The sequence below is a fragment of the Botrimarina colliarenosi genome (assembly GCF_007859955.1).
GTDB classification, from domain to species: Bacteria; Planctomycetota; Planctomycetia; order Pirellulales; family Lacipirellulaceae; genus Botrimarina; species Botrimarina colliarenosi.
This window is the reverse complement of the sequence record NZ_SJPR01000001.1, coordinates 1666999-1679417: the sequence shown is the minus strand read 5'-3', so window position 1 is coordinate 1679417 and position 12419 is coordinate 1666999. Positions and strand designations below refer to the sequence as shown.

At 61.2% G+C, this 12419-nt stretch carries 11 protein-coding genes, 1 tRNA gene and 1 pseudogene; 7 read left to right on the top strand and 6 right to left on the bottom strand.

Features of this window, described 5'->3' with window-relative positions:
* Positions 1–69: 69 nt before the first annotated feature.
* Positions 70–1074, top strand: a complete 1005-nt coding sequence (locus Pla108_RS06605) for a tyrosine-type recombinase/integrase (RefSeq protein WP_231934304.1) — start codon at positions 70–72, stop codon at positions 1072–1074.
* Positions 1075–1455: 381 nt separating this feature from the next.
* Here Pla108_RS06605 and Pla108_RS06600 read toward each other — a convergent pair.
* The 5 genes and pseudogenes from Pla108_RS06600 to Pla108_RS20885 all read right to left on the bottom strand — a co-directional run bounded on the left by Pla108_RS06600 (position 1456) and on the right by Pla108_RS20885 (position 6869).
* Positions 1456–2680: pseudogene (locus Pla108_RS06600) on the bottom strand (IS91 family transposase).
* The gene (xerA, locus tag Pla108_RS06595) at positions 2677–3531 is read right to left on the bottom strand and encodes a site-specific tyrosine recombinase/integron integrase (RefSeq protein ID WP_146444076.1); all 855 of its coding nucleotides are present in this window, start codon (positions 3529–3531) and stop codon (positions 2677–2679) included. Before xerA ends, Pla108_RS06600 begins: the two are co-directional and overlap by 4 nt.
* 1031 nt (positions 3532–4562) lie before the next feature.
* The gene (locus Pla108_RS06590) at positions 4563–5555 is read right to left on the bottom strand and encodes a C45 family autoproteolytic acyltransferase/hydolase (protein ID WP_146444075.1); all 993 of its coding nucleotides are present in this window, start codon (positions 5553–5555) and stop codon (positions 4563–4565) included.
* Positions 5556–5817: 262 nt separating this feature from the next.
* Positions 5818–6585 carry an IS21-like element helper ATPase IstB gene (gene istB, locus Pla108_RS06585; protein WP_146444074.1) on the bottom strand — a complete coding sequence of 256 codons (768 nt, stop codon included), beginning with the start codon at positions 6583–6585 and terminating at the stop codon, positions 5818–5820.
* Positions 6582–6869 carry a hypothetical protein gene (locus Pla108_RS20885; protein ID WP_197526300.1) on the bottom strand — a complete coding sequence of 96 codons (288 nt, stop codon included), beginning with the start codon at positions 6867–6869 and terminating at the stop codon, positions 6582–6584. The genes istB and Pla108_RS20885 overlap by 4 nt, the downstream gene beginning before the upstream one ends.
* Before the next feature lie 214 nt (positions 6870–7083).
* On the opposite strand from Pla108_RS20885, the gene Pla108_RS06580 reads away from it, so the two are divergent.
* From Pla108_RS06580 to Pla108_RS06560, 5 genes are all read left to right on the top strand, one after another.
* Positions 7084–7857 (top strand): tyrosine-type recombinase/integrase, encoded by a 774-nt coding sequence (locus Pla108_RS06580; protein ID WP_197526299.1) that lies wholly within the window; start codon positions 7084–7086, stop codon positions 7855–7857.
* 359 nt (positions 7858–8216) lie between these two features.
* Entirely contained in the window at positions 8217–8432 is a 216-nt protein-coding gene (locus Pla108_RS06575) for a ribbon-helix-helix protein, CopG family (protein WP_197526298.1), read from the top strand.
* Positions 8429–9055 carry a hypothetical protein gene (locus tag Pla108_RS06570; RefSeq protein WP_146444072.1) on the top strand — a complete coding sequence of 209 codons (627 nt, stop codon included), beginning with the start codon at positions 8429–8431 and terminating at the stop codon, positions 9053–9055. The genes Pla108_RS06575 and Pla108_RS06570 overlap by 4 nt, the downstream gene beginning before the upstream one ends.
* Positions 9052–9540 carry a helix-turn-helix domain-containing protein gene (locus tag Pla108_RS06565; protein ID WP_197526297.1) on the top strand — a complete coding sequence of 163 codons (489 nt, stop codon included), beginning with the start codon at positions 9052–9054 and terminating at the stop codon, positions 9538–9540. Before Pla108_RS06570 ends, Pla108_RS06565 begins: the two co-directional genes overlap by 4 nt.
* Positions 9541–9563: 23 nt before the next feature.
* Complete coding sequence (locus tag Pla108_RS06560; protein ID WP_146444070.1) at positions 9564–10472, top strand: ImmA/IrrE family metallo-endopeptidase; 909 nt, start codon at positions 9564–9566, stop codon at positions 10470–10472.
* A gap of 127 nt (positions 10473–10599) precedes the next feature.
* Here Pla108_RS06560 and Pla108_RS06555 read toward each other — a convergent pair.
* Positions 10600–10672 (bottom strand) — tRNA-Lys (locus Pla108_RS06555).
* Positions 10673–11391: 719 nt separating this feature from the next.
* On the opposite strand from Pla108_RS06555, the gene Pla108_RS06550 reads away from it, so the two are divergent.
* Entirely contained in the window at positions 11392–12318 is a 927-nt protein-coding gene (locus Pla108_RS06550; protein ID WP_146444069.1) for a DUF1559 family PulG-like putative transporter, read from the top strand.
* Positions 12319–12419: the final 101 nt, after the last annotated feature.

The following is a 12419-nucleotide window of genomic DNA, read 5'->3' as shown; positions in this document are numbered from 1 at the left end:
ATAAATCCTGGACTTTTTTGCGGCGGCTCCAAGGATAGTTTCGTCAGATGCACGAAATGGAGCCCACCTGTGCCCCGTCCAGCCAAGCCGTACCTCCGCAAGCAGACCCTCAGCTGGTACTGCTCGATCGCGGGGAGGCAGGTCTCCCTCGGTAAAGACCGGGAAGCGGCCTTCGCCAAGTTCCACGCCCTGATGGCGGACAAGGAGCAGGTGAAAGGGGAGCTGACAACGCTCTACGACCTCTCCCAGGCCTATCTGGACTGGGTCCAGACCAACCGGAAGCCGGCCACCTACACCCTCCACCGCCACTTCCTCAAGCTCTTCATCGAGAACGTCGGCAAGCGGCTGCGGCCCAGTCAGCTGAAGGTCCACCACGTCGTCAAATGGCATGAAGGCCTGGGGGTCGGGTCCACCGCCCAGAACGGGGCCGTGGCGGTCGTACAGCGGATGCTCAACTGGGGCGTCGAGCAGGAGTACCTGTCGCGTAACCCCGTCAAGGGAATGAAGAAGCCTCGGGCCAGCCGCCGCGATGTCTACTACACCACCGAGCAGTGGGACCTCGTCCGCGAGCATGCCAAGGGACCGCTCATCGCCCTGTTGGACTTTCTGACGCTCACGGGCTGTCGCCCTTTGGAAGCGAGAACGGTGGAAGCCAAGCACCTCCACGACGACCTCGTCATCTTTCCGGCCGACGAGTCGAAGGGGCAGCTAGAGCCTCGGGTGATCTACCTCGTGCCTGAAGCCAAGGCCATCCTCGCGGCTCTCGCGAAAGAGCATCCTCAAGGGCCGCTTTTCCGTAACGCCCTCGGCCGGCCCTGGACGAAGGACGCGATCAAGTGCCGCCTCAACCGCATCAGCGAGAAGGTCGGCTTCCGGGTCATCGCGTACGGCGCGCGCCACTCGTGGGCCACACAAGCTCTCTCCGAAGGCGGCGTGGATCCGATCTCGGTAGCCCACCTGATGGGCCATCGCGACACGACGATGGTCAGCCGGGTCTATTCGCACCTCGCGAAGAACCCTGAGTACCTGCGTCAGCAAGCCAAGCGGGCGATAGGGAAACGAGAAGCAAGTTAGAGCGATTCGCCGCTGATTGATGCTGGAGCTGGGCCGCTTAGAACGCCCCCTTTTCCGTAACGCTTACTGTTGTATCGGCAGTGCTCGCGCGACGTAGCCCCGCCAACACGCGTCTCGGCACTTCCGATACAACGCGTTGGAGTAAACCGTCGGGGGCGGTCGGCTATGGTGATTCTATTGTCGCCACTGCCTAACCGGGGACATCAGCGCCTCGGACCGACCGCGGTCGAACCCCTCGTCGCTAGGGATAGAGAGACCGTCATTCGCTGACAAGCGTCGAAGAAGGAGGTCTTGCTCGCGTGCGACCTCATTCGGCGCGTACCGGCAGTGGTTCAGCGAGGCTGACGCGGCGATCTCGGAGGCATTCATCAGGGTTGCCCTCTAGGATGAATCGAAGAAGCCCAGTCCGGCGGCGTCGAGCGCCAGAACTTGCCGGGTGGACAGGCCGCGGAGCGGCCTCAGCTCCCTCGACCGCAGGCCGGCGCCGCAGACGGAGCAGACGCTCAGGGGCGAATCGGTCGAAGTCTCTCCCGTCGCTTCGGGGATCGACGGCGATTCTTTGACGCCGAGCAGCTCGCGACAACGCCGCAGGTTCTCACCGCGGTCACGGTTGGCGAGGAAGCCATGATGGCGGATGCGAACGAAGCCGTTGGGGAGGACGTGCTGCAAGAGCCGGCGGATGAACTCGATATCGCTCAGCCGCATCACCTTGGTCTGCCCGCCGTGGCGGTAGTCTTTCCAGTTAAAGCCGACGACGCCGCTCTCGTAACTCACCAGCCGGCTGTTGGCGATGGCGACGCGGTGGGTGTAGCGGGCCAGGTACTTCAGCACCTGCCGCGGACCGCCAAAGGGACGCTTGGCGTAAACAACCCAGTCGGTCTTCACCGAGGCATTGAGGAGCGACTCAAAGACGCGAACGTCACTCAGCGGCGCCAGCTTGCCGTGGAACGTGAGCTGGCCCTTCCGGTAGGCGGCCTTGAGCTGCTGGAGAAACTTGCCTCGGAAGACGCGGCTCATCACCCGCACGGGCACGAAGAACGCCTTCCGCTTACGCGACCGCTCGACCGCGACCCACCGCTCGCCGTCGAGTGACGGGCCGCCGCCCGGCACGACGCAGTGCAGATGGGGGTGATGCGAGAGGTTCGACCCCCACGTGTGCAGCACGCTGAGCATGCCGGCGCTTGCGCCCAAGTGCTTCGGGTCCTTCACCAGTTCGCGCACCGTCTCCCAGGCCGCGCGGAACAGGATTCCGTAAACGGCTTTCGGGTTCTGTAGGGCGATCGGGCCGAGTTGCTCGGGGAGCGTAAAGACGAGGTGGAAGTAAGGTACGGGCAGCAGCTCGGTCGCCCGCGCTTCAAGCCAAGCAGCGCGAGCCGATGCCTGACACTTCGGGCAGTGCCGATTGCGGCACGAGTTGTAGCTCGGCCGCGTGTCGCCGCACCCCCCACCGATCGGCGTGGCCGCCCAGTACCTTGGTGCGACAGGCCACGATAGCGCGCAACGCGCGGTGCTGGGCGTGCGAGAGCGTCTTGCCGTACCGATCGAGGAACCTCGATCCACCTCCCCGGAACACCTCGGCCGCTTCGAGCCGAGGCCGCTCGGTCATGCCGTGGCGGCCGGCTCCTCGTTGAGGCGGTCGAGCGGGCTCTTCGTCTTGCGGATCGTCGCTTGCGAGACGTGCGTGTAGAGCGCCGTGGTGGTCACGCTGCGGTGACCCAGCAGCACCTGGATCGTCCGCACGTCGGCGCCTTCTTCCAGCAGGTGCGTGGCGAAGCTGTGACGCATCGTGTGGGGCGAGACGTTCTTGTTGATGCCGGCCGCCTTCATCGCGCGGTGGCACGCGTTGACGACGGACTGCCGCGTCAGCGGCTTAACGCCGTCACGGCCGGGGAACAAGCAGTCCACCGGCTTGGCCGCCTTCCAGTACTCGCGGAGCACGATCAGCAGCGTCTTGGGCAGCGCGACGTAGCGGTCCTTGCGGCCCTTGCCCTGACGCACGCGGATCATCATCCGCTCACTATCGATGTCGCCGACGCCGAGCGACAACGCTTCGGAGATTCGCAGACCGGCGCCGTAGCAGGTCATCAAGATGGCCCGCGACTTCAGGCTGTCGAGCGCTTCGAGGAACCGACGGATCTCGTAGTGGCTCAGCACGACCGGCAGCTTCCGCTCCTTCCTGGTGAAGCAGACGCCCTCGACGTACGCGGGCTTCTTCAGCGTCTCACGGTAGAAGAACCGCAGCGCCGCGACCTTCTGGTTGTACGTTCCCTGGGCCACCTTCTGGACTTCCAGCAGGTGTAGCAGGTACTGCCGCAGGTGCTTGGCGTCGAGCCGATCGGGCGACCTGCCGAAGAACTCGGCGTACTGCCGCACGGCACGAACGTAACACGTGAGCGTGTTCTCCGCGACGTTCCGTAGACGCAGGTCCTCGATCATCCGCTGGCGCAACTCGGTCATCGCTACTCCTCCTGCCAATAAGGGGACGGGGTGGGAAACCCCGCCATCCTGGGCAATGGAGAATGCCAATGCGAATCGCCTCACGAGAACGCGAAAAAGCCGTACAAGGGGACGACTCGCCGCCTCATGTCGCCAGTGTGATAACGCGTAATAGGGAAAATAGGGGACGGCAACCGACTGATTCGATTGACATCTCGGCGTGACTCAACGCTCGACAATATGGAAACCACCGTGCGGTGCGTGACGATGATCCGCTCGACTATGACGGCATCCACGCCGTCCCACCGCGAAGCGGTTTAGTCCAAGATAAATTATCACTTTGGGCTTAGAGCATTGAGACCGTCCTGGAGGCATGCGACCGCTAGGACACACTCCCCCGATTGAGCGCATTGCACCGATCGATGAGCCCGATCCAGATAACAAAACGTAGAACAGGACGGGTCTCAGCAGGTACGGCTGATCGGCTATCGACAGCAGACGGTCCGACTTTTGAGAAACAGCGAAGCTGCACTTGTGCTTCGAGTGGTCCATCATCGGCGACTTATTAGGAGCCGCTTCTGAGCGATGCGAGGCCCATCAACATCAGTTCTCGGGGTATTCAAACTTGCTGAGAGCGATGAAGCCTTTGCAGGTTTGGCGGGTGCCGAAGGCCGCGAAGGCCGTTTACGTTCTACGCAGCTTCTGGCTGATCGGCGAAACGCCACTCTCTCCCGCTCGGCTACCCCGCCGGCCGGGCCGCTACAATGCGGTCGAATCGACCGCCCAGCCTCAGAGGTCGTCGCAACCGTTCGCAGTTCGACGGAAGCCGTAAGCTCAGCGGTTGGTCCAACCTCGGCGACTTACTACGAGCCGTTTCTGAGCGAAGCGGTGTCCATTGACCGCAGTTCCCCGGACACTCGAACTTGCTGAGAACGATGAAGCCGACGCGGGTTTGGCGATTCCGAAACTATCCGAGGCGAGCTGCACCGTTAAAAGTCTGGCGAGCCGCCAAAGTGCCCAGGGCGGCGCCTCCTGTGCCGCTACCAAACTGGTCAAATAGGCGTTGAAGGTTCACGCTCATGCAGCTGTGGAATGCGGACGAGATACTCGCCCGAGCTTGCCCTGAATGCCATCTGCTGAACGGTGATCCCCATCATGACGCGATCGTCGCTTAGATGGTCGATGCACCGCTCCAGTGTCAACGGAGGCTCATCGACCAGCAACTCGGTGATGCGTTTGTATCGTCTACACGAGGTTCGCATGAGTTCGTTGGCGGGCTCTCCAGAATCAGCGTCGATGAGGTGGTAGTCGTTGGTGACGCTTAGCGGCTCGCGGGTTGTAGGCGTACGGTGGGCGAACTTAGTCGGGGTACGCTCGATGACCACCATCTGCCCCGGAACGGTTCCAGTCACGAGAAGAAGGCAGTCCGTCGCGATGGTGGTCTCAGACAATCTCGAGACTGCCTCATCGAAGTTTCCCGCTTCCTCGAGCACTTGGCGGATGAGAAAGACGACCGGGAGAGCGATCTGCCCCGGCTCGTCACTCAGCACCGCATTCAAAGTCACCGAGAAGCGACCCTTGGCCACGCCGGAGAAGGCGCCCACGAATCCTGGCCAACCAACCGTGAGGAACTCACCACATGGACCGTTCACGAAGTGGGTAACGGCGGTACCGTCGTTCAGAGCGCGTGCGGAGGTCCACCAGTCGAGATTGCGAGCATGGACGGGCCCATCTGGAGTATCTACGGCGAAGGCCGTGCAGCCCAGAACGACCTTTAGCAGGTCGTAGTGGAGGTTGCCAAGCAGCGCCTGCGGAAACGTAGCTCCGAGCGAGGACGCGACCGCCCCCAGTTCTTCCGCTATGCCAACAGGAAGAATCGCAGAAGCAAGAGACGCGACGTAAGCCATTGTCTCCTCATCTACCCCAAGGTCCTTGTTGTAGACGGCTAAAAGCTCCGAAGCGGCACGCACGTGCGCATCAGCAAATGACCAGCGGTTTCGCGGCGAAGCTGCTAGGTCAACAGTAATGTCGCTCAGAGTGCTCATAGGATCTCCGTGTATTGAATATCGAGTAGCCCTCGCAACCGACCAGCAGGTGCCGTCGATGTAGCAAGAGTTCGAATCACCCAGGGGGCGCACCAAAATCACGGGCCCCGGGGCTACGAAGCGTCGGAGTGAAACTTCTCAGCACTTTCGGTGCGCCTGTGATCGGCAGTCGAAAAGTGCAGCGCCCGGCGCCGAGAAAGTGCAGCGCTGGTTGGTTGGGGGAGTTTGGATTGGGCCTCCCCGCGTGGGCCCGGAGGGCTTGCTAGTTCTTGGATCGGCGTCTGCGCTGGGCGTCCTTGAGGCGGTGGCTCTCGCCGGTGAACTCGAGGATCTGGCAGCGGTGGGTGAGCCGATCCAGCGCGGCGCCGGTGAGGCGCTCCGAGCCGAGGACCTCGGTCCAGTTCTCGAAGGGGAGGTTGGTGGTCACCACCAGGCTCTGCCGCTCGTAGGCCTGACCGATCAGGTCGAACAAGAGTTCGGCGCCCGCCTTGCTGGCCGGGACGTAGCCTAGCTCGTCGAGCACCAGCAGGTCCTGCTTACCGAGCTGCGAGCGTAAACGCAATAGGGTCTTCTCATCGCGTGCTTCCAAGAGCGTGGTGATCAGCTCGGTGACGCGGAAGAAGCGCACCTTGCGCCCCTGTAGGCAGGCGGCCATCGCCAGCGCCGTCGCGAGGTGCGTCTTGCCGGTCCCCGATGGACCGACAAGCAAGAGATTCTCACGCTGGTCGATCCAGTCCCCCTTGGCGAGTTCCAAGACGAGGGACTTGTTGACCGAGGGTCGGGAATCGAAGTCGAACGCGTCGAGCGTCTTGGGAGAGGGGAAGCGGGCCGCCTTGAGCCGCCGCTCGGCTGCGCGGCGTTCGCGATCAACCAGTTCTAATTCGCACAGCGCGAGCAGGTACGCCAGATGGTCGAGGTTCTCCTTGGCCGAGCGCAGCGCGACCTTCTCGCACTCGGCGTGCATCGTTGGCAGCTTGAGCTGCTTGAGGTGATGCTTCACCAGCACGGTGCTCTTAGTCTCGGTCTTCATGGCTGACCTCCCGAGAGGAGCGAGGCGTAGGCCGAGACGTCGGTCGCCTCGAAGTTCACTAGCCGCAGGTGGGGGCGGCCGTCGAGCGAGAAGAGGGCGACGGGCGATTCCTTGCGGTGCTCGGCGATGACCCGCACGGCGGCCGCGTCGATGACGCCGATGTCCAGCGCGTACTCAATCGCTGCGGTGAGCTCGGAGAGCGAGAACGTTTCGAGGAGGCGGAGCACACGGACGTACTCGCGTGTCCCCATCACCGAGACCCAGGTCCGGAAGGAGGCGGACAAGCTCGCCGCGCAGCTTGAGGCCGACCTGCGTGAGGGACGCTACGAGGCGCCCTCGAAACTCACCTGGGAAGATTTCCGGCTCGTCTTCGAGTCCGAGAAACTGCCGTCACTCGCTGCCAACAGCCTCGGCACCTATCGGGCGGCTCTCAACCACGTAGAGCGGTGGCTACGGCCAACGCGGGTTGTGGAGGTCGATGCGGCGGCAATCAGTCGGATGCAGGCCAAGATGCGGGCTAGCGGGATGCGGGAGACGACGATCGCCACCTACCTGCGGCACCTCCGGGCGGCTCTCTCATGGGGCCACGAATTGGGACTCGTGACCAAGCTCCCGAAGATCCAGATGCCCAAGCGGGCCAGGCGTGCCCGGCAGATGAAAGGTCGACCGATCACGACCGAAGAGTACGAGCGGATGCTCGAAGCCTGCGCCAAGGTTCGACCGAAGGACCCGGAACCCTGGCGAGAGTTGCTGCAGGGACTCTGGTTGTCGGGCCTTCGCCTAGGCGAGGCTCTTCAACTCAGTTGGGATGAGCACGCGCCGCTCTCGGTCGATTGCAGCGGGGAATTCGTAGTTCTGCGAATTGCAGCGGAAGCAGAGAAGGGCTTCCAGGATCGAGTGTTACCGGTTGCACCCGAGTTCGCAGAATGGTTGCTGGCAACGCCTGGGGATAGCCGGGAAGGCAAGGTGTTCTCGCTCGCGAAGAGTTCCCGGAAGCTGCACGGGGTGAGCCGCACCATCTGTCTCGTCGGCGAGGCAGCGCGTGTGTTGGTGAACCGAGAGCTTGAGAAATCGGCATCGGCTCACGACTTCCGACGAGCCTTCGGTACGCGGTGGGCTGGCCGTGTGCAGCCAGCAATTCTAAGGGAACTCATGAGACATCAGTCGATCGAGACGACGATGCGGTATTACGTAGGTGTCCAGACGAATGAAGTAGCTAGGCACCTTGAGGGTTGGGCAGCGGACAACACAAAGTCCCGCCAGCCCCAGTAAGTGGGGCTGGCGGGTCGCGAAATTGAGGGGTCTACGTAGCCCGATCGAAGGCTATCTCGCCTCCCGAACCTACCTCGATGACCCGGCTCTCATCGAGCAGTGATTGGACCAGGGCCAGCGTTGCGGCGGTCGCTCGGAACCGGCTGGGAGCCCCGGGCATTTCTGCCCCAAGGTTCTCGAACCGCAACTCGCTCAGAGTGCCTGAGACACTCGACTGAATCTGAGTAGCCATCCATTATCCTCCTTAAAGTCGCTAAAACCGCCACGGCCCCCCCGCAGCAGCACAGCCAAATGTTAGCTAATTTTTATTGACTGTCAATCCGATGAGTGATATAGTTCGGACGTGGAGGAGAAAAAACATGGCAACTGATAAGCGGACGATGACGCTCAACTTGACGGCGGCGGAGATGGAAGCCCTTGAGGAGCTTTCGGCTCGCAAGGATTTGTCAAAAACCGCTGTGATGCGACAGGCTCTGCGGCTCTACCAGATGGTGGACGTGCGGGTCGCGGAAGGCGAAAAGCTTTTTTTTGAGGACGAAGCCAAGAAGAAGAAGTCAGAGGTGATGGTCCTGTGACGAGCTATCCGATCCAACTCCGACGCCGGGCAGATGGCCAACTGATCGACGCTGAACTCGTCGATGGGATTAGGCCGCAAGATCTCGTCGAAATAGAACAAGAATGGCGTTCCGTTCGGGATGAGATTCGTCAAAAGCTTGCCGTCGCAGGTGTGCAGCCGAACGGGCCGGGTTGGCCTGAGTCACTTCACTGGGACTGGCGGGACAAGGTCGGAAAGCTCAATTATTTGGGAACTCAAGGATGGGCAATCCGCTGCGAAGGCCGCTGGCAAGGCGCAATGCTTTATGACGACACAAGCCATTTTGCTAAGGACCCTGCTGACCGCGGAAAGCCGCTGGTTTATATCGACTACATCGAGTCGGCGCCGTGGAACTGGCTGGTCGACTCGATTGGGCAAAAAGGCGAATTCAAGTCAGTGGGCGTAAGGCTGTTTGAACCCGCTGTCAACCACAGCATGAATGAGGAATACCATGGAAGAGTTGGTCTCCACGCTCTGCCAACAGCAGAGGCAACCTACTTGGCGTGGGGCCTGGAGGCTTTTGGACCAGACCCCAGCTTTTGTCAGCTCTCGTATTTCGAGCTAACGCGAGCCGCCGCAACTAAATGGGGGAAGACAATATGAAGATCAAAACCAACCAATTTCCATCCTTAGACCAAGACTGGATCGATCGGATGGGTGACATAGAGGACCAGAACGGCCCGATTGGAGTGGGCGGTATCGCAGTCCGTCTTGAGAAGTCGAAGGCTCCAATGGGACCGAGCGTGAGTGTCTTTGGACAGTTCGTTGAACTCTATCGGCGGCGGAATGGCCTCTCGGTCGAGCAGCTAGCTGAGCAGGCTAGAATTGCCCTTGAAGAGCTAGTGGCGATCGAGCGGTGCGCCGATTCTCAGCCGAGTCCGCGAACCGTCTACCAGATTGCGGACTACTTCAAGCTTCCTCAGGACCGCCTAATGCAGGTCGCTGGTATTACTACTAGAAAAAGTGGCGGCCTACAAAAGGCAGCAGTGCTCTTTGCGGCGCGTTCTGAGCCTACGGCTCGCCTGACCCCTCAAGAAGACGAACTGCTTAATGAATTTGTTAAGGTGCTGGTGGAATCAACAGACTAACATCCAACTCTAAGGCGGACGTTTTGCAAAGCACCCCTCTCACGTTGCAGGACGTGCAAGATATTGACGCTCGGGTCGCCAAAGTCCTTCGGGGTCTTGGCGATCCGGAACCGCCGTTACGTCTGGAAGATGTCCGTGAACTGCTCACGCTAGATCTCCACTACTACTCGTCGTCTGACACGGGATGTCTGCAAGAGACGATAAGCCGCCTAAAGGTTGCAGGAAAACAGGTGGTCAAACGCCCTGGCCTCCTGCTGGATGTAATCCGAAAAATGGACCTGCGAGCCCTCTGGGTTCCAGATCGAAAGCGGATTCTACTCGACCGCGACATACCACCGCTCAAGTGGCGATGGAATGAGGGGCACGAGATCGGCCACAGTCTACTGCCATGGCATCAGGCTGTGATGTTGGGGGATGACAGAAGCACACTTGCCCCGTCCTCCAAGCAGCGGATTGAGGCGGAGGCGAACTATGCGAGTGGCCGGCTTCTCTTCATGCGTACTCATTTCGATGAGCGACTCTTGAGCAGTCCGATCGATTGTTCCTTAGTCCGACAGCTTGCAAAGACCTTCGGGAACACGATCTCGACAACGTTGTGGCGCACGATTGAAACTGTGCAGTGCCCTGCGGTCGGCCTTATTAGCCAACATCCGGCCCGTCGGCCAGATCCAGAGAAGCCTATGGTTCGGTATCTGATCTCTTCACCAAGGTTCCGAAACGAATTCTCGCACGTCGGAGCAACGTATCTCGTTGAGCAACTTCGCGAGAACATCGGCAGCTCACGAAATGGCCCGCTCGGTACTTTTGAATTGCCGCTAGTTGACGCCAACGGAGACGAGCACCTCTTCCGATTCGAGGCCTTCCACAATTCGTACGAGACTCTCACTCTGGGAATGCACCAGTGCAAAAGAGTGCTGACGCTCGCTGTTTGAGGAGCGTAGCCCAACTGAACGTCAGGCTGGAAAGAGGTGACCAGAAAGGGTGACCAAGCGAGTGGGAAAGCAATTGAGCTATCCACCCAGGAGTCCTAAACCGATATTGAGAAAGGACTTAAGAGAGTGCTCCCTCTAGGACTCGAACCTAGAACCCATTGATTAAGAGTCAATTGCTCTGCCGATTGAGCTAAGGGAGCGTTCAAGGCCGTCGCCTTGAGCACCGTAGCTTATCGGCTCGGGTCCTGCTCGGGAAGGGGTTTTTGCGGCGGCGTTCGGCGTTTTTTGACGGGTGTGATTGCCGGTTAGGGAGGCGGGGGTCTATTCTGTCAGCGTGCGGTGGCCTCGGTGCGGCTGCTACGCCCTCCCCCCTGCCTTTCCCGATGCTGCTCTCGCTTTCCCGTCGCCGAGACGTCCTGCGTGGGATCGCGATTGCGCTGGCGGGTTTTTACGCGGCTCTGGCGGCGATCGGCGAGGGGCTGCACGGCTTCGAGCACTCAGCGAATCACGCCGGTGATGGCGCCAGCTGCGAGGCCTCCGGCGACTCCGTCTGCTGTTGCAGCTGCCTCCCAGCCCTCCGTGCCAACACCTCATCTCCCGCTAGCGATGTCGCCGGAGCGCCGGGACACGATCACGACTGCGCCGTCTGCCGTTTGCTTGCTCAGCTGAAGACCGCCTCGCCTCTGCCTCTGGCGGCGACACGTGTAATTTGGGCCTCTCCGGCCGGGCGGCCTGCGTCGGACCCGACGACTCTCCCGGCGCCTCTCCCACCGACCGCTTCCCGCGGTCCCCCTTCGGTTAGCTGAGCGAAGTTGGCGACGAATGCTTGCGGTATGCCCTCCGGCGGCCGCGGGGTCCCGTCGGTATCATTCAGCAGTTTGCCGGCGCTGTACGGCGTCTATTCGGGAGAGGCTCCCTCATGAGAAAGCATCGTTTTGGTTTCACCCTCGTTGAACTCCTTGTCGTCATCGCCATTATCGGTGTCCTCGTGGCGATGCTGCTGCCGGCGGTCCAAGCGGCGCGGGCGACGGCTCGGCGGACCCAGTGCTCTAACAACTTACGGCAGCTCGGGCTGGCGGTGCACGGCTACATCGGCGTCCATAAGGGCAAGTTTCCGGCCCTCGCCTACCACGACCATCACCACGAGGAGCATGAGGGCGAAGACGACGATGACCACCACGACGATGATCATCACGGCGAGAACCCCCACGACGAGGCCGAGTTCTCGTGGATCAACACGCTGGCGCCCTACTTCGAGGGAGTCGATTCGATCCGGCTCTGCCCCGACCACCTGGCCCGCGTCGCGAAGGAGATGACGGTGGAAGAGGGAGGCGTGCCGAAGACGGTGTCCGTGATGACGAGTGACGAGTTCCTCCGCGCCGCGGAGGCGGGACATTTGTCCGACGCCGACGATATTCGGATCGTCGACACCAGCTACGCGATGAACGGCTACCTACGCCCTCGGACGCCAATCACCGCCGAGATGTCGGCGGACGAGCGCGAGCACGTCGCTGAGACGAACGTCGGCAAGGTCGATAACTTTAATAAGCTCCGAGAAACGCACCGCACCTTGATGGCAGTCGAGGCGAACGAGATCGCGCTTGCGCTCAACTACGACCACGTCCACTCCGACGAGTGGTTCTCCGAAGAAAACCTGGCGGCCAACACCCCGACCGATCGAGCGGTCTACCGCACGGTCGAAGGAGAGGTCGCCCTTGATCGGCACCAGGGCGGCACGGCCAACTATCTTTATGCGGACGGCCACGTCGAGATCATCGCCGCCGATCAGGTCGGGACTTGGTGCGACGAGGGATTTAACTTCGCGATTCCGCCCGAATCCCGCTGAAAGCGGGCGAAAGAGGCGTCGAGGCAGGTCAAATCATTGACCGCATTGCAAGCCGTATCTAGTTTGCAGGTAGAGGTTTGCGGCGTTTTCCGCCCCTCTCG

Bases quoted from the DNA above. Each gene is read 5' to 3' on its own strand.
- xerA (WP_146444076.1), bottom strand. From the start codon at position 3,531: ATGACCGAGTTGCGCCAGCGGATGATCGAGGACCTGCGTCTACGGAAC.
- Pla108_RS06590 (WP_146444075.1), bottom strand. From the start codon at position 5,555: ATGAGCACTCTGAGCGACATTACTGTTGACCTAGCAGCTTCGCCGCGA.
- istB (WP_146444074.1), bottom strand. From the start codon at position 6,585: ATGAAGACCGAGACTAAGAGCACCGTGCTGGTGAAGCATCACCTCAAG.
- Pla108_RS06565 (WP_197526297.1), top strand. From the start codon at position 9,052: ATGAAGATCAAAACCAACCAATTTCCATCCTTAGACCAAGACTGGATC.
- Pla108_RS06575 (WP_197526298.1), top strand. From the start codon at position 8,217: ATGGCAACTGATAAGCGGACGATGACGCTCAACTTGACGGCGGCGGAG.
- Pla108_RS06580 (WP_197526299.1), top strand. From the start codon at position 7,084: ATGCAGGCCAAGATGCGGGCTAGCGGGATGCGGGAGACGACGATCGCC.
- Pla108_RS06550 (WP_146444069.1), top strand. From the start codon at position 11,392: ATGAGAAAGCATCGTTTTGGTTTCACCCTCGTTGAACTCCTTGTCGTC.